Origin of the sequence: Pedobacter sp. UC225_61, from assembly GCF_044452285.1 — a bacterium.
GTDB lineage: Bacteria > Bacteroidota > Bacteroidia > Sphingobacteriales > Sphingobacteriaceae > Pedobacter.
This window is the reverse complement of record NZ_JBIOAL010000001.1, coordinates 1682254-1698410: the sequence shown is the minus strand read 5'-3', so window position 1 is coordinate 1698410 and position 16157 is coordinate 1682254. Positions and strand designations below refer to the sequence as shown.

At 34.8% G+C, this 16157-nt stretch carries 17 protein-coding genes; 8 read left to right on the top strand and 9 right to left on the bottom strand.

What is annotated here, in order from left to right:
* Position 1: 1 nt before the first annotated feature.
* Positions 2-1540, bottom strand: coding sequence for an NAD(P)/FAD-dependent oxidoreductase (locus ACHMWN_RS08080; protein WP_397299479.1), 1539 nt, complete (start codon positions 1538-1540; stop codon positions 2-4).
* 216 nt (positions 1541-1756) lie between these two features.
* Here ACHMWN_RS08080 and ACHMWN_RS08075 point away from each other — a divergent pair, with 216 nt between their 5' ends.
* The 6 genes from ACHMWN_RS08075 (at position 1757) to ACHMWN_RS08050 (ending at position 8038) form a co-directional block, all read left to right on the top strand.
* Positions 1757-2338 (top strand): LemA family protein, encoded by a 582-nt coding sequence (locus tag ACHMWN_RS08075; protein ID WP_397299478.1) that lies wholly within the window; start codon positions 1757-1759, stop codon positions 2336-2338.
* 78 nt (positions 2339-2416) lie between these two features.
* Positions 2417-2860, top strand: a complete 444-nt coding sequence (locus ACHMWN_RS08070; protein WP_372820480.1) for a TPM domain-containing protein — start codon at positions 2417-2419, stop codon at positions 2858-2860.
* Positions 2861-2948: 88 nt separating this feature from the next.
* The gene (locus ACHMWN_RS08065) at positions 2949-3728 is read left to right on the top strand and encodes a TPM domain-containing protein (protein ID WP_397299474.1); all 780 of its coding nucleotides are present in this window, start codon (positions 2949-2951) and stop codon (positions 3726-3728) included.
* A gap of 79 nt (positions 3729-3807) precedes the next feature.
* Positions 3808-4200 (top strand): hypothetical protein, encoded by a 393-nt coding sequence (locus ACHMWN_RS08060; RefSeq protein WP_397299472.1) that lies wholly within the window; start codon positions 3808-3810, stop codon positions 4198-4200.
* Positions 4201-4206: 6 nt separating this feature from the next.
* A complete protein-coding gene (locus ACHMWN_RS08055) occupies positions 4207-4749 on the top strand; it encodes an NUDIX hydrolase (RefSeq protein WP_397299469.1) in 543 nt (180 codons plus the stop codon).
* Between the two features lie 25 nt (positions 4750-4774).
* Positions 4775-8038, top strand: a complete 3264-nt coding sequence (locus tag ACHMWN_RS08050; RefSeq protein ID WP_397299467.1) for a S41 family peptidase — start codon at positions 4775-4777, stop codon at positions 8036-8038.
* A gap of 82 nt (positions 8039-8120) precedes the next feature.
* Here ACHMWN_RS08050 and dnaA read toward each other — a convergent pair whose 3' ends face one another.
* From dnaA to ACHMWN_RS08025, 5 genes are all read right to left on the bottom strand, one after another.
* Entirely contained in the window at positions 8121-9551 is a 1431-nt protein-coding gene (gene dnaA / locus ACHMWN_RS08045; RefSeq protein WP_173272629.1) for a chromosomal replication initiator protein DnaA, read from the bottom strand.
* Positions 9552-9745: 194 nt separating this feature from the next.
* A complete protein-coding gene (locus ACHMWN_RS08040) occupies positions 9746-9955 on the bottom strand; it encodes a methylmalonyl-CoA mutase family protein (RefSeq protein ID WP_397299464.1) in 210 nt (69 codons plus the stop codon).
* On the bottom strand, positions 9927-11075 hold the full coding sequence (locus ACHMWN_RS08035) for a methylmalonyl-CoA mutase (protein WP_397299461.1): 1149 nt from the start codon (positions 11073-11075) through the stop codon (positions 9927-9929). Before ACHMWN_RS08035 ends, ACHMWN_RS08040 begins: the two co-directional genes overlap by 29 nt.
* Positions 11076-11106: 31 nt before the next feature.
* The gene (locus ACHMWN_RS08030; protein ID WP_397299459.1) at positions 11107-11295 is read right to left on the bottom strand and encodes a methylmalonyl-CoA mutase family protein; all 189 of its coding nucleotides are present in this window, start codon (positions 11293-11295) and stop codon (positions 11107-11109) included.
* A 5-nt stretch (positions 11296-11300) separates the two neighbouring features.
* Positions 11301-11822 (bottom strand): hypothetical protein, encoded by a 522-nt coding sequence (locus ACHMWN_RS08025; protein ID WP_397299456.1) that lies wholly within the window; start codon positions 11820-11822, stop codon positions 11301-11303.
* Positions 11823-11921: 99 nt separating this feature from the next.
* On the opposite strand from ACHMWN_RS08025, the gene ACHMWN_RS08020 reads away from it, so the two are divergent.
* Both ACHMWN_RS08020 and ACHMWN_RS08015 read left to right on the top strand, forming a co-directional pair.
* Positions 11922-12275: a HesB/IscA family protein gene (locus ACHMWN_RS08020; protein ID WP_397299454.1), complete on the top strand. Its 354-nt coding sequence runs from the start codon at positions 11922-11924 to the stop codon at positions 12273-12275.
* 90 nt (positions 12276-12365) lie between these two features.
* The gene (locus ACHMWN_RS08015; protein WP_397299452.1) at positions 12366-13598 is read left to right on the top strand and encodes an ABC transporter permease; all 1233 of its coding nucleotides are present in this window, start codon (positions 12366-12368) and stop codon (positions 13596-13598) included.
* A 172-nt stretch (positions 13599-13770) separates the two neighbouring features.
* On the opposite strand, the gene ACHMWN_RS08010 is transcribed toward ACHMWN_RS08015, so the two are convergent.
* The 3 genes from ACHMWN_RS08010 to ACHMWN_RS08000 are packed head-to-tail and all read right to left on the bottom strand — an operon-like array spanning position 13771 to position 16132.
* Positions 13771-14460: a tyrosine-protein phosphatase gene (locus ACHMWN_RS08010; RefSeq protein ID WP_397299449.1), complete on the bottom strand. Its 690-nt coding sequence runs from the start codon at positions 14458-14460 to the stop codon at positions 13771-13773.
* Positions 14461-14510: 50 nt separating this feature from the next.
* Complete coding sequence (rfbB, locus tag ACHMWN_RS08005; RefSeq protein WP_397299447.1) at positions 14511-15563, bottom strand: dTDP-glucose 4,6-dehydratase; 1053 nt, start codon at positions 15561-15563, stop codon at positions 14511-14513.
* 2 nt (positions 15564-15565) lie between these two features.
* On the bottom strand, positions 15566-16132 hold the full coding sequence (locus ACHMWN_RS08000; protein ID WP_397299444.1) for a hypothetical protein: 567 nt from the start codon (positions 16130-16132) through the stop codon (positions 15566-15568).
* Positions 16133-16157: the final 25 nt, after the last annotated feature.

The following is a 16157-nucleotide window of genomic DNA, read 5'->3' as shown; positions in this document are numbered from 1 at the left end:
TCTAATTGTTTAAAATTGCATTGGCACAATTAATACCATCTATTGCTGCTGAAACTATACCTCCGGCGTAACCTGCTCCTTCGGCACAAGGAAATAAACCTGTGATTTGTGGATGCTGAAGAGTTTCTTTATCACGCGGAATGCGTACCGGAGATGAAGTACGGCTTTCCACACCGACTAAAATAGCTTCATTGGTATAATATCCCTTCATTTTTTTACCAAATAATGGAAGTGCTGATCTTAAACTTTGAGCTACAAAATCTGGAAGAATATTAGCTAACATCACGCTCTTTACTCCTGGTAAATATGAGTTTTTTGGCAAATCGATTGACAATCTATTTTCTACAAAATCTATCATCCGCTGTGCGGGAGCTACCAAATTACCACCTCCTGCTTCAAAAGCGAGTTGTTCTATCTCAGATTGAAAGTTTAACATTCTTAATGGATCGTAACCCTGAACATCATTTAAAGTAACCTGTACTACTGTTCCCGAATTTGCATACGGGTTATTCCTTTTTGATGGAGACCATCCATTGACTACTATTTCATTTAAATCCGTAGCGCAAGGAGCAATAATTCCTCCGGGACACATACAAAATGAGAATACACCTCTTGTTTTTACCTGTTCTACCATACTATAATATGCTGGTGGCAGGAACTCACTTCTTATATCGCAATGGTATTGAGCACTATCTATAATTTGTTGAGGATGCTCAATGCGCACCCCTAGTGCAAAAGGTTTAGCTTCAATTAAAATGTTTTTTTGATGTAGTAGTTCGTAAATATCTCTTGCTGAATGGCCTGTAGCTAAAATAACGGAGTTAGCTAAAAGTTCTTGTTGTTGATTAATTATGATTCCTTTTATCTTCCCTTCTTCAATAATGAAATCTGTAAGCTTTGAATCAAATAACACCTCGCCGCCAGCATTTTGAATTGTTTCCCTAATTGAAGTAATAATTTGAGGCAATTTATTTGTGCCAATATGTGGTCGAGCATCAATTAAAATATCTTGTTCTGCTCCATGTTGCACAAATACTTGCAATACCTTATTGATATCTCCACGTTTATTGGAGCGTGTATATAATTTACCATCAGAATATGTTCCCGCACCGCCTTCGCCATAGCAATAGTTAGATTCTGTATTTACAACTCCTTGCTTGTTAATGGCAGCCAAATCTCTTCTTCGTTGCTTTACATCTTTACCTCGTTCTACGATAATGGGTTTTAAACCATTTTCAATACATTGTAAAGCTGCAAATAATCCAGCAGGCCCAGCACCAACAATAATAACTGTTTTAGCATTAGTTACTTTTTGATAGGTAAATTTACTTTCTTCAACTATGGGATTTTCATCAATATAAGCCCTAACCTGTAATCTGTAAATAACCTTACGTGATCTGGCATCAATAGAGCGCTTTAAAACTTTATGTTGTTTGATGGTAGAGATTTCGACTTTTAAGGCTCTAGCTAAATTTTGAAGAATTACTTGTTCATTAGCAACATGTTCTGGAGCGACAGTAATTTCGATTTCTTTTTGCATATGGGTTTGTCGAGTTTTTATCTCGAATATGCAAAAATACAGATTTCTGTTCGCAGTTCCCAATTCGCCAATGCTCCACAGATTTGCACCTTATCCAATATTTGGTATATTTAACTAGTCAATTGTGGCAAGTTGTCAGTATTTTGTCTGTTTTCGTAACAAGGTATGAATATTGATATCTAAATTGAAATAGAAACCTAAAACAAAAACAATAACATGAAAAAAGTAGTAATTGGAATAATTGCAGTTGTAGTTTTATTAGCCTTATTTAGTGGATGTGGCTATAATGGATTAGTTAAATTAGATGAGGATGTAAAAACAAAATGGAACAATGTTGAGGCACAATATCAACGTAGAGCAGATTTGATTCCTAATTTAGTAAGTACGGTTAAAGGTGCTGCAAAATTTGAGCAAAGTACGTTGACTGCAGTAATTGAAGCTCGTGCAAGTGCAAGTAAAATAACGATTGATCCAGATAAACTAAATTCGGAAAATATTGAGAAATATCAGGCTGCTCAAGGTCAAATTACTCAGGCATTAGGTAAATTAATGGTATTGACTGAAAATTATCCAGAACTAAAAGCTACACAACAATTTAGCGATCTTTCTGCGCAATTAGAAGGAACTGAAAATCGCATTACGGTTGCTCGTAAAGATTTTAACGAATCTGTTCAGACCTTCAATACTAAAGTAAGATCATTCCCAAATAATTTAACAGCAGGCTTATTCGGCTTCAGTGCGAAAGCTGGTTTTAAAGCTGATGCAGGAGCTCAAAACGCACCTAAAGTAGAATTTTAGTTATACACTAACATTTAGGGGTAATATATGTTTATGCACTAAACATATATTACCCTTTACTTTTTAAAACAAAAGAATATGTCTCTTTTCACAACACAAGAACAAGAATTAATTGCCAATGCCATAGCTGAAGCTGAAAAAGCAACTTCAGGGGAAATTAGAATTGCCATTGAGAAACATTGCCATGGCAGTGCTTTTGAAAGAGCAACTCAATATTTTGCTGAATTAGGAATGGACAAAACGGCTCAACATAACGGGGTGCTCATTTACCTAGCTCACGAAGACAAGAAATTCGCTATTATTGGTGACCGTGGAATTGATACGGTTGTTCCAGCTGATTTTTGGGAAACTACACAAGTAGCTATGAAAGCTCATTTTTTAAGTGGAAATTTAGCCGAAGGAATTATTGCTGGTGTGGCATTAGCTGGTGAAAAATTAGCTTTATTTTTCCCTTACCAAAGTGGTGATGTGAATGAATTGCCTAACGATATTATATTTATGGATCAAGCTGAACCCAAATAACTGATGAAACCATCATGAGCATACTATCTAAAATAACACTACGTGCTCATGATAGCTTCATCACGTTTAAAAAACAAACTATATATTGATGAAAAAACTGATCATCTTATTTCTTTTAACGCTTAGTTATAGTTTCAGCTTTGCGCAAGATTTTCCGGCAAAGCCGAGTACTTTAGTTAACGATTATACACAAACACTCACCTCAAGTCAGATACAACAGCTAGAGCAAAAGCTAGTAGCGTATGATGATTCTACATCTAATCAGATTGCGGTTGTTATTATGAAATCCGTTGGCGATTACGATATTAACGAATATGCGCTTGAACTAGGGCGCAAATGGGGTATTGGAGGAAAAAACAAAAACAATGGGGTAATTTTATTAATTGCCATTGGCGATAGAAAATTAGCTATTCAAACTGGTTATGGATTAGAAGGCGCTTTGCCAGATATTTATACCAAAAGAATAATCGAAAATGATATTAAACCATTTTTCAAAGCAAATGATTATTATGGTGGCATTGATGCTGGAACAAATTCAATTATATCTTTAATTAAAGGCGAATATAAAAACGACAATCCTAAAGCAAAATCTAAAGGCGGAAAAGGAAGTGCAGGCTTTATTGTGTTGATCATTATAGTAATTATCGTCATCATTTTAAGAAAAGGCGGTGGCGGAGGTGGAAGTCAGGTAATTGGTGGAAGAGGCGTTGCTGATGCACTTTTTTGGAGTATGCTATTAGGTGGTGGCCGTAGTTCTGGTGGCGGATTTGGTGGTGGTTTCGGTGGAGGAAGTAGCGGAGGCGGTGGTGGATTTGGCGGATTTGGTGGTGGAAGTTTTGGTGGTGGGGGTAGTAGCGGAAGCTGGTAATCGCCATTTTAGCATGAAGAATTACGATTGACTATTTTCCAATTTAACGAATTGACTATACCTATAAAATTAAAAAGTCATGTATAGACGAGATTTAATTACTGCCGAAATAGAAAAGCTTGCTCAGGTTTTAGCAAGAATAATGGGTTTTAAAACTGAATTAAAGCTAAAAGAGGCTGAAGATTTATTTAATGAAACATTAAATTCTAGTTTTGGGTTAAATCCGTCTATCTTATTAGAAAATGATACTGAAGGTTTCACGAATTGGTTGAAAAAATCTAACCTTAATGCCGAAAAGTTAAATGCCTTAACTGATTTCCTTTACAGCGAACTTGATTTTGAAAATAATCCTATAACATCAAATTTGTTTGCACAGAAATTAAATTTAATCTATCAATCTCTAATTGATGATCATCAAGTTGTACATTTAATTAATTTAGGAAGGCAGAAGATGATTCAACAATACCTATAAAAAAGAATGGAAATTTTAAAGTGGCAGAAACTAGCCTCAAAATATTTAGTAAGAGAAAAGTGGGCTACGCTACGAGTAGATACTTGCAAATTGCAAAATGGCACTATAAAAGATGATTATTATGTGCTTGAATATCCAAATTGGGTGAATGCAATTGCTTTAACTAAAGAAAACAAAATCATTTTAGTTCGACAATATCGCTTTGCTGCTGATATTATTTCTTTAGAAATTCCCGGAGGAGTAATTGATGAAGGCGAAAATCCTGAAACTGCCATTTTACGCGAATTACAAGAAGAAACAGGCTATACTTTCGAAACATGCGAATTGATTGCCACACTTTATCCTAATCCGGCAACATCTACTAACAAAACCTTTACTTATTTATTAAAAGGTGGAATAAAAACTCATGAACAGCATTTAGATGAACACGAAATCTTAAATGTAGAAGAATATACTATAGAAGAAGTACAACAATTATTAAAAGATAATAAAATTGATCAAGCACTTCATGTTGCTGGTCTTTATTATGGCTTAATGAAATTAACTTAATTACTCACCTATTTTACGCCCTTTTATGAAATTTAAACTAATCAGAAGAATGCTGTGCACTACAGCATTTTCATTTAGCGCATTATTTTCATTTGCGCAAACCAATGCCCTATGGCTTCGGTATCCGTCTATATCTCCTGATGGAAAAACTATTGCATTTGGATACAAAGGAGATATCTACAAAATTAGCACCGAAGGTGGGATAGCCACTCCTTTAGTTATCTCCGAATATCACGATCAAATGCCTATTTGGAGCCATGATGGAAAAACTATTGCTTTTGCAAGTAATAGATACGGCAATTTTGATATTTTCACTTTACCTGCAACTGGCGGAGCTGCAAAACGTTTAACCTTTAACAGTGCCAATGATTATCCATCAGATTTTACAGTGGATAACAAAAGTGTACTATTCTCTTCAGGCCATCAATCTACCGCAGCAAGTGTACGATTCCCACAACGTGGATTATTTTTGAATTTATATACAGTGACTGCCACTGGTGGAAGACCATTATTAGTGAGTGCCGCTGGAGCAGAAAATGCACATTACAATAGCAAAGGCACAAAGATTATTTTCCAAGATAGAAAAGGATACGAAGATGCTTTTAGAAAACATCATGTTTCTTCGGTAACGCGAGATATTTGGGAACTTGATTTAAAAAACAATGCCTATAAAAAAATATCAGATTTTGAAGGAGAAGATCGTGAACCGATTTATAGCACAAATGACGATCAAATATTTTATTTAAATGAAAGAGATGGAACTCAAAACGTATACAGTCAGCCAACTGCTGGACCTGCTAAAAAGTTAACCTCTTTTAAAGATTATCCAGTTAGAAATTTAAGCATTGCTGATAACAACACCTTATGCTTTACCTACAATGGTGAAATTTATGTGATGGCTGCCAATGGTCAACCTCGAAAAGTTAACGTAGAGATTGGAAATGAAACTAGTGCAGAGATTGAAAAAAATATTCCAATTAATACAAATATTAGCGAGTTTGCAGCGAGTCCTAGTGGGAAAGAAATTGCATTTGTATCTAGAGGAGAAATCTTTGTTTCAAGTGTTGAAAATGGACAAACCAAAAGAATTACCAATACGCCACAACAAGAACGTTCGGTAAGATGGAGCCCTGATGGAAAAAGTCTCGTTTATGCTGGAGAAAGAAACGGAAGCTGGGATGTGTTCAGAGCTCAAAGAACACGTTCATCAGAACCTTATTTTTATGCTTCAACTGTGTTGAAAGAAGAAGCAATTATTGCAACTGCGGCAGAAGAATTTCAGCCAGACTTTTCTCCAGATGGAAAGGAGATTGCATATGTTGAAAATAGGAACATCTTAAAGATTTATAATCTAGCTTCAAAAAAAACGAGAACAGTATTGCCTGAAGGACGAAATCATTCTTATAGTGATGGCGATTGGGGTTTTAACTGGAGTCCAGATAGTAAATGGCTTGTCGTAGATGATCAAAATGGCTATACCTTTGCAAGCAATATCTCATTAATTAAGGCCGACGGATCCGGACCAATTGTTCAGCCTATTAATAGTGGATTTGGAGAAAGCAGTGGAAAATGGGCAATGAATGGAAAAGCATTGACTTGGGCAAACAGCAAAAACGGAAGAAAATCTTTGGCGCAACAAGGATCTGCAGAGACGGATATCTTTATTTCTTTTTTTGATAAAGCTGCATACGATAATTTCAAACTTAGTAAAGATGAATTTAATCTGTGGAAAGAAACAAATGATGCTGCAAAAAAAGACACCACAAAAACTGTTGCTTCCAAAACAACTGCAAAAGAGATTAAAACTCCAGATAGTATTAAGAAAGTTAATGCACTTGAGTTAAAAGATCTTGATAATCGTACGATTAAACTTACGATTAACAGTTCTTCAATTAGCGATTACGCTTTAAATAATGAAGGAAACAAACTCTTTTATTTGGCAGAATTTGAGAACGGGTATGATTTATGGGTAACAGAGCCTAGAACACACGACACAAAAATACTAGCCAAATTGGGCGGGTCTCCGAGTGGATTAGAAATTAGTAAAGATGGAAAATCACTTTTTGTAAGCAATAATGGCAGATTAGTTAAAGTGGATGCTGAAAACGGAAAAATTTCTCCAATTAATATTAATGGTGAAATTACCTTAAACACAGTTGGGGAACGAGCTTATATTTACGAACATATTTGGCGTCAAGTAAAACAGAAATTCTATGATCCGAAGTTGCATAATGTAAATTGGGATGGATATAAAGCTGGTTATGCCAAATTTTTACCTCATATTTCAAACAACTTCGATTTTCAAGAATTATTGAGTGAGTTGTTAGGTGAATTAAATGCATCACATACTGGAGGCAGATACGCACCAAGGCCAGTTGCACCTGATCAAACTGCATCAATTGGAATTTTGGAAGATGAAACTTATGCGGACAAAGGAGTTAAAATTGCAGAAGTACTAACCTCTGGACCTCTGGATAAATTTGAATCTAAAATTAAAGCTGGCTATATCATTGAAAAAATAAATGGAAATGAAATCGCTGCTACTGATGATTGGACAAAATATCTAAACCGAGAAATTGGGAAAACAATTTTATTAAGTATTTACGATCCAACTGGTAAAACGAGATTTGATGAAGCTGTTAAAACCATTTCTGCTGGCGAAGAAAACGAATTGATGTACAAACGTTGGGTTAAAGGGATGCGTGAGATGGTTGACAGACTTAGCGGAGGAAAAATTGGTTATGTACACGTTCGTGGAATGAATGATGGAAGTTACCGTGTAGTAGTAGATGAAGCTTTAGGTATAAACAAGGAAAAAGATGCATTAATTGTAGATACTCGCTTTAATGGTGGTGGATGGTTACACAATGACCTTAACGCTTTCTTAAGTGGAAAACCTTATTTAACATTTAGTTCACAAGGCAATGCATTGAAAGGACAAGAACCCTTTAACACTTGGACTAAACCAAGTACAGTTGTGATGAGCGAAAGCAATTACAGTGATGCGTTTATATTCCCATACATCTATAAACAAACAGGAACTGGAAAATTAATTGGTATGCCTGTTCCAGGTACAGGAACTGCAGTTTGGTGGGAAACTCAAATTGACCCAACCATTGTATTTGGGATTCCAATGATTGGCACAATTGGCAAAGAAGGTAGAACTACTGAAAATCTACAGGTTGAACCTGATATTAAAGTTACGCTTCCTTATGAATCTTTCCTTTCTGGAAAAGATACTCAAATTGAAGCTGCTGTTAAAGAAATGCTAAGAGTGACTAAGAAATAAAATACAGTAGTACTCAAAAGAGAAAAGCCGTTCGATAATCGAACGGCTTTTTTATGCGGTGAAAAATTAATTAGTAAATGAATTAACTCATCTTTAGTTTTTTCTGAATATCGTTAACGTAAGCTTTAAACTTTTTATCTGTTTCTATTAAATCTTCTACTGTTTGGCAAGCATAAATTACAGTAGAGTGATCTCTACCACCAAAGAAAGCGCCGATAGTTTTTAATGATGATTTAGTATGGCTTTTTGACAAATACATAGAAATTTGACGAGCCTGTACAATTTCACGTTTACGTGTTTGTGATTTCACCATATCAACTGGAACTTCGAAATATTCACAAACCAATTTCTGGATATATTCCATTGAGATTTCTTTCGACGTATTCTTGATAAAGTTCTTCAACATTTGTTTAGCCAAAGCTAAATCGATATCTTTTTTATTAAGTGTAGATTGTGCTAATAATGAAACCATTGCACCTTCTAATTCACGAACGTTATTATCAATATTGTGTGCTACATATTCAACCACTTCGCCAGGTAATTCAATACCATCAGCGTACATTTTCTTTTTCAGAATAGCAATACGAGTTTCTAAGTCTGGTATTTGCAAATCTGCAGATAATCCCCATTTGAAACGACTTAATAATCTTTCTTCTAAGCCAGCTAAATCTTTAGGAGCTTTATCAGAAGTTAAAATCACTTGTTTACCTGATTGGTGTAAGTGGTTAAATATATGGAAGAAAATATCTTGTGTTTTTTCTTTACCTGCAAAGTTATGTACATCATCCATAATGATTACATCCATAGCTTGGTAGAAATTCACAAAATCATTGATCGTATTGTTCTTTAATGAATCAACAAACTGTTGGCAAAATTTCTCACACGAAACATAGATTACCAATTTATCTGGCATGCTACGTTTAATCTCATTACCTATTGCTTGTGCCAAATGCGTTTTACCTAAACCTACACCACCATAAATCATTAATGGGTTAAATGAAGTACCACCTGGTTTTGCTGCCACAGCATAGCCTGCAGAACGAGCCAAACGATTGCAGTCTCCTTCAATATAATTTTCAAAAGTATAGTTTGCATTTAATTGCGGATCAACAGTCAATTTTTTTAATCCCGGAATAATAAAAGGATTTTTAATATCCTTATTTATTGAAACAGGAATTGGCATTGATTGCATTTTCGCTTCTGCCCCATTTCCGTTAGAGGGCATGTTTGTTGTGTAAGGAGAACCGCTATTTGACGACTTGTCAACTACGATATTATATTCTAATCTCCCCTCGTCTCCCAATTGCTTTTTTACTGTTTTACGAAGCAGACCAACGTAGTGTTCTTCTAGCCATTCGTAAAAAAATAAACTAGGCACCTGGATGGTTAAAACTTTCCCTTCTAATTTAAGTGCTGATATCGGTTCGAACCAAGTTTTAAAACTTTGGGTCGGGATGTTATCCTTAATTATTTGAAGACAGTTCTTCCATACTTCGGTACAAGTTTTTTCCATTGTTAATCGTTAATTTGTTGGTTTTCAGTTCTTACAAAGGCATTACGGACATGCCCTTTTGGAACATCGAATATTCAAAAAATTATCAACAAAAAGAACAAATATTTCAATTAATTTGTAAGTCGTTCAAAAGCAGTATCATAAACTGCTTAACCTAAATTTTTTGTGTTGATAACTATTTTTTAACATGAAATTTAATATTCTCCGAACACATTTCGCATACAATCTGCAATTTCACCAAGTGTAGCATATTCTTCTACTGCAGTGAGTATAAAAGGCATTAAATTATGATCGGATTTTGCCGCATTCCGTAAGTTATCTAATGCTAAATTAACAGCTTCATTATTTCGCTCGGCTTTTAACAACTTTAATTTTTCAGTCTGTATTGTCCGTATCGAATTCATCTATATTTAAAACGTCGGTAATTCCTTCTTTCTGCTGAGTAAATTTATTAACACCAACAATAATTCGTTCTGCAGATTCTACTTCCTTTTGATATTGATACGCAGAGTTAGCAATCTCTTGTTGAATGTATCCATTTTCTATTGCATTTACAGAACCGCCCATCGCATCTATCTTATCAATATAAGCTAAAGCCGCAGCTTCAATTTCATCTGTTAAAGCTTCTACAAAATAAGAGCCAGCAAGTGGATCTACTGTATCCACCACTCCACTTTCAAATGCAATAACTTGTTGTGTACGCAGAGCGATTTTAGCTGCTGCTTCCGTTGGCAACGATAATGCTTCATCATATCCATTGGTATGTAAAGATTGTGTACCGCCTAATACCGCAGCCATTGCTTGGTTAGTTACACGAATTACATTATTTAACGGCTGTTGTGCTGTTAATGTAGATCCACCTGTTTGTGTATGAAAACGAAGCATCATTGCTTTTTCATCTGTTGCCCCGAGTGATTTTGTGATGTGAGCCCACATTCTCCGAGCAGCACGAAATTTGGCAATTTCTTCAAAAAAGTTATTATGGCAATTGAAAAAGAAAGATAATCGCTTTGCGAAAACATTAATATCCAATCCTTTTTCTAATGCTGCATTTAAATACGCTTTACCATTTGCCAATGTAAAAGCTAGTTCTTGAACTGCAGTTGAACCCGCTTCACGAATATGATACCCAGAAATAGAAATTGTATTCCATTTTGGAACCTCTTTACTACAATATTCAAAAATATCAGTTATAATACGCATTGATGGTTTTGGAGGGTAGATATATGTTCCCCTTGCGGCGTATTCTTTTAAAATATCATTTTGTATTGTACCCGATATTTCTTTCAAATCTGCACCTTGTTTTTTAGCTAAGGCGATATACATAGCTAATAATATAGACGCGGTTGCATTTATCGTCATTGATGTGGTAATCCTTTTTAATTCAATCCCATCAAATAATATTTCAATGTCTTTTAATGAATCGATAGCTACACCCACTTTTCCAACTTCTCCTTCTGCCATATCATGATCAGAATCATAGCCAATTTGAGTGGGTAAATCAAAAGCTACTGATAAACCCATTGTTCCTTGCGCTAATAAATAATGATAGCGTTTATTTGAATTCTTCTGCAGTTGAAAATCCCGCATATTGCCTCATTGTCCATAAACGACCACGATACATATCTTTTTGAATCCCTCTAGTAAATGGAAACTCTCCAGGGGTTTCTGTTAACGGTTTCGCCGAAGTATATACATCCTTTATTTCTATTCCAGATGTAGTTGTAAATTTTTTATCTCTCATGGCACTTAAAATAAAGCTTGAATATCCTTTTTAAGAATATTAATGGTTAACTCGTACGGATTTTCTTCTATCGTACTCATATGTTGTAATACTTTTTTGCTTAAATCAACACCTGTTGAATTTTCTGGCAAACCTTGTACAACATTATTAACCATAGCAATCGTATCGTCTTTTAACTTTCTAACTACACTCCAACTCGTAGAATCTATATAAAGTTGTTGAGCTATATTATGCTGATATTCTGCCTTTATTTCATTTAAGATTATAGATTGCAATGCAGAAAGCTCAATTCCAGATTGATGCAAACGAACTAATAAATTAGCAGGATTAATACGCTCAATAAAAACGATTAGTCTTTCATGTGCCTGTAAACGTAAAGGAAGTAAAGCTGCTCTACTTTCTTTATTCAGTTCGCTCGTTTTCAAATCAAAAAAGCGTTTAATATCATTTTTCATAAATTGATAAAATGCCATTAACCCGAAAAAGATACCAAATAGCAAAGTTATTAGATTGATAAGATTCTGCATACCATTCATGAGTATTGTTTAATTATAGTAATATAATAAGGTGATAAAGGCAAAAATGTGCATTATTATTTATATTTGTAACAGATAAATTTTAAAAACATGAGTAATACTGTAGAAACTGCTTTTGCGCCCGTATCGTTTACCGAAACTGCTGTTAAAGAACTTTTAAAACTAAAAGACCAACAAGAAATTGCTGATGATTTTGGCTTACGTGTTGGTGTTGAAGGTGGTGGTTGCTCGGGGATGAGTTATGTTTTGGGTTTTGACCAAAAGAAAGAAGGTGATCAAGAATTTATAATTGACAACATTAAAATTTTTATGCATAAAGCACATCAAATGTATTTATTAGGAATGCAGATTGATTGGCAAGATGGATTAAACTCTAGAGGTTTTACATTTAGCAATCCAAATGCAGCAAGTTCATGCGGATGTGGAACAAGTTTCTCTGTTTAAGCATATAATATTTGTAACATTTTAATAGGTCTCGTTGTCTTAACAGCGGGACTTTTTATTTTTATCTCCACAGAATTTTATTTCTATCAAATGACCTATACCGAAAACGTAAGACTTGCGCTACAATCTATTAAAAGTAACCGCCTTCGTACAATGCTTACCGCATTAATTATAGCACTTGGTCTTATGGCATTAGTGGGTATTCTTACTACAATAGATGCAATTAAAAAAAGTATGACCGATGCTTTTTCGAGCATGGGTGCAAACTCTTTTAACATTAGAAATAGAGGTACTGGAATTAGAATTGGAGGCTCTGGCAAAAGACCAAAGCCCTTTAAATCTATTCGATATGAAGATGCTATTAAATTTAAAGAAAGATTAAACACGCCTGCAACAGTTTCTGTTAGTGTTTTTGCAAGTGGTGGTTCTACGGTTAAATACGAGCAAGAAAAAACAAATCCAAATACAAGTGTACAAGGTATTGATGAGAATGGATTAGCTTCACAAGGTTTGGAACTTGCTTTAGGAAGGAACTTTAATAGTGCAGAAGCTTTATCTGGTAATAATGTTTGTATTATCGGAAGTGAAATAGCAAGTACACTCTTCAAAAAAGAATCTCCAATTGATAAAATTATCACCGCTGGTAGTACTCGATTGAAAGTAATTGGTGTGCTGGTATCTAAAGGTTCGAGTATGGGTTCTAATACAGATAGAGCCGTATATGTGCCTCTATATAAAGCAAAGCTGATTAATTCAAACGACAATCCTTCTTATACTGTAACCGTAATGGTGCCAAATGCAGATTTAATGGATAACGTTATTGGTGAAGCGACTGCAGAATTTAGAAATATTAGAAAAGTTAAAGTCGGTGAAGCCAATAACTTTGAAATCACTAAAAGTGATGCTGTTGCACAAACGCTATTTGAGAATCTAATTTATATCCGAGTTGGCGGCATAGCCATTGGTGTAATCACCTTAATTGGCGCATCTATTGGTTTAATGAATATCATGTTGGTTTCTGTAACTGAAAGAACTAGAGAAATTGGAATAAGAAAAGCTATAGGCGCAAATCCAGCAGTAATTAGAAAACAGTTTTTAATTGAAGCTGTAGTAATTTGTTTAATGGGTGGTGCACTTGGAATTTTACTAGGTATTGGAATAGGGAATTTAATATCCTTCTCTATGGGAGGATCATTTTTAATTCCGTGGCTATTTATTATCGGTGGATTTGCTTTATGTGTTATTGTGGGTATAGTTTCCGGCTATTATCCAGCTAAAAAAGCATCTAAACTTGATCCGGTAGAGGCACTGCGTTACGAGTAATTCAGTTCTCAATTGACAGACGAAGTCTTATAGCGAATATCGTCCTTTCGACTGTAGCGCAGCGGAATGGATCTTTTCAACAAGTAGTTATAAATTCAAAGATTTCACAGCTTCGCTCGAAATGACGAGGTGGTTAAGCAATGTCTTTCATTTTGAATCGAACTCACAATATTTACAACAAAAGATTACTAATTTGAGGTTGTGATAAGATATTTTGCAACCTTTTTATACTCAAGCTATCTTTTAAAGCATCCGCATGGCGAAGGTGGTGCATATCGCTTCCTAAAAAATCAATACAATAATTATCAATTAATTCTTCTGCGGTTTGCTTACAACTTTTACCATAATATCCCGTTAAGGAAATAGTATTTAATTGTAAAAGGCAACCTGCATCTTTAATTTGTTGATAGCTTTCCAAAGATCCATTGTAATAAGGGTATCGTTCCGGATGTGCCAATACTGGTTGATAACCAGCATGGTGAATTTTAGAAATAACTTCAAAAAGATTATGAGGAGGATTGATGTAAGACAGCTCGAAAAGTAAATAATTATTTTTTCCAAAGCTTAGCACTTCTTTTTTCTCTATTTTTTTCTCAAAAGTTTCGTCTAAATAATATTCGGCAGCAGCACTTACTTCTAAATCAATATTGTTTTGCAATAAACCTTCACGTAAAACATCAAGTGCTCTATGAATAATATCTGGCGTATTACGAAAATAATCTGCCATTATGTGGGGCGTAGCAACAAGTTTTTTAAAACCTAATGCCTTAAAACGTTTGGCCAATAACAAAGAATCATCGAGGCTTTTTGCTCCATCATCAATTCCTGGAATGATATGAGAATGCATATCTGTTCCAATCACTGAAAAATTAAACTCAGGCTCTTTGTCCTTTTTAAACCACCCTAACAAACTTACCTCCCTTTATATTGATTATCGTAATAGGCTTGATAATTACCCGAAGTTACATTATTTAACCAATCCTCATTCTGTAAATACCAATCTACTGTTTTTGCTAATCCCTCCTCAAACTGCAAACTCGGCACCCAATCCAACTCCTTTTGCAGCTTGGTAGAATCTATTGCATAACGTAAATCATGCCCGGCCCTATCGGTTACAAAAGTGATTAGTTTTGCAGATGCTCCTTCAGCTCTACCTAGTTTCTGATCCATTATCCGGCACAACAAATGGATTAGGTCAATATTCTTCCATTCGTTATGACCGCCAATATTATAGGTCTGCCCTGTTTTAGCGTTATGGAAAATTACATCTATTGCCCTTGCATGATCTTCAACCCATAGCCAATCGCGTACATTTTCTCCTTTGCCATAAACTGGTACTGGCTTATTATTTTTAATGTTGTTGATCGCTAACGGGATCAGTTTTTCAGGGAAATGATGCGATCCATAATTGTTTGAACAGTTGGAAATTACAATGTCTAAACCATACGTATCGTGGTAAGCTCGTACAAAATGGTCAGAACTTGCTTTTGATGCAGAATATGGACTATGGGGATCATAGCTCGTACTTTCTGTAAACATTCCAGTTTCTCCAAGCGCTCCGTAAACTTCATCAGTGGATACATGGTAAAAACGTTTATTTGCATAATTACCTTTCCAATATTCTTTGGCTGCGTTTAACAGGTTCACAGTCCCAATCACATTAGTCATTACAAAAGCACTTGGGTCTGCAATGGAACGGTCTACATGAGATTCTGCTGCCAAATGGATCACAGCATCAAAGTTCTCTGATTTAAAAAGATTGTTTATCTCTGCCGCATTGGTAATATCGGCTTTTACAAACCTATAATTGTTCCTGTTTTCGATATCTGTTAAATTAGCCAGATTTCCCGCATAGGTTAGCACATCGAGGTTAATTATTTCATATTGCGGATAGTTATTTACAAATCTGCGGACTACGTGTGAGCCAATAAAACCAGCACCGCCGGTAATTAAAATCTTCTTCATATTTATATTTGTTCTGGTAAACCTAGCTCATGAGCAATTTTCGCCATGTTTCCATTGTATATTTTGGTCAGCAAGTTATTCATTCCTTCTTGTAAATCAAATTGAAGGTCTTCATGCAATTTATCAAATTTGCGCAAAGTTATTAAAGTAGATTTCACAAAATAACTTGCAAAAAGTTGTTCATAATTTCTATTAGATGAAAAGATACCTGATTTAAATTGAGTAATCGTGTTATTAAAAAGAAATATCCTTAACTCAACATCTTCAAAACTAGCTTTTGTTACCCTTAAATTATGATTAACCTGTTTTGCCAATTTACGTAAATTCACTAATACATCTTTAGCATTTAACTTTTTTAACTCTTTTAAACTCTGCATATTTTGCAGAATGCTTTCTTTAATAGTGGCTATCCTATCACGCAGATGACTTTCATCCTCTAATAATATAAAATGTAAATGTTCGGTAAGCACTTTATCCTTTGCTACCAAGCGAAGTAATAATTTGTCCTTCTCTTTTGGCGGCAATGCTAAAATCTCTATTTTAAGCTCTTTGTGCTCACTTAGTTTCATTTATTCATTTATGTTTTTAATGGAG

Bases quoted from the DNA above. Each gene is read 5' to 3' on its own strand.
- ACHMWN_RS08000 (WP_397299444.1), bottom strand. From the start codon at position 16,132: ATGAAACTAAGTGAGCACAAAGAGCTTAAAATAGAGATTTTAGCATTG.
- ACHMWN_RS08025 (WP_397299456.1), bottom strand. From the start codon at position 11,822: ATGCAGAATCTTATCAATCTAATAACTTTGCTATTTGGTATCTTTTTC.
- rfbB (WP_397299447.1), bottom strand. From the start codon at position 15,563: ATGAAGAAGATTTTAATTACCGGCGGTGCTGGTTTTATTGGCTCACAC.
- ACHMWN_RS08030 (WP_397299459.1), bottom strand. From the start codon at position 11,295: ATGAGAGATAAAAAATTTACAACTACATCTGGAATAGAAATAAAGGAT.
- ACHMWN_RS08055 (WP_397299469.1), top strand. From the start codon at position 4,207: ATGGAAATTTTAAAGTGGCAGAAACTAGCCTCAAAATATTTAGTAAGA.
- ACHMWN_RS08020 (WP_397299454.1), top strand. From the start codon at position 11,922: ATGAGTAATACTGTAGAAACTGCTTTTGCGCCCGTATCGTTTACCGAA.
- ACHMWN_RS08065 (WP_397299474.1), top strand. From the start codon at position 2,949: ATGAAAAAACTGATCATCTTATTTCTTTTAACGCTTAGTTATAGTTTC.
- ACHMWN_RS08060 (WP_397299472.1), top strand. From the start codon at position 3,808: ATGTATAGACGAGATTTAATTACTGCCGAAATAGAAAAGCTTGCTCAG.
- ACHMWN_RS08075 (WP_397299478.1), top strand. From the start codon at position 1,757: ATGAAAAAAGTAGTAATTGGAATAATTGCAGTTGTAGTTTTATTAGCC.
- ACHMWN_RS08070 (WP_372820480.1), top strand. From the start codon at position 2,417: ATGTCTCTTTTCACAACACAAGAACAAGAATTAATTGCCAATGCCATA.
- ACHMWN_RS08050 (WP_397299467.1), top strand. From the start codon at position 4,775: ATGAAATTTAAACTAATCAGAAGAATGCTGTGCACTACAGCATTTTCA.
- ACHMWN_RS08035 (WP_397299461.1), bottom strand. From the start codon at position 11,075: ATGGGTTTATCAGTAGCTTTTGATTTACCCACTCAAATTGGCTATGAT.
- dnaA (WP_173272629.1), bottom strand. From the start codon at position 9,551: ATGGAAAAAACTTGTACCGAAGTATGGAAGAACTGTCTTCAAATAATT.
- ACHMWN_RS08040 (WP_397299464.1), bottom strand. From the start codon at position 9,955: ATGAATTCGATACGGACAATACAGACTGAAAAATTAAAGTTGTTAAAA.
- ACHMWN_RS08015 (WP_397299452.1), top strand. From the start codon at position 12,366: ATGACCTATACCGAAAACGTAAGACTTGCGCTACAATCTATTAAAAGT.
- ACHMWN_RS08080 (WP_397299479.1), bottom strand. From the start codon at position 1,540: ATGCAAAAAGAAATCGAAATTACTGTCGCTCCAGAACATGTTGCTAAT.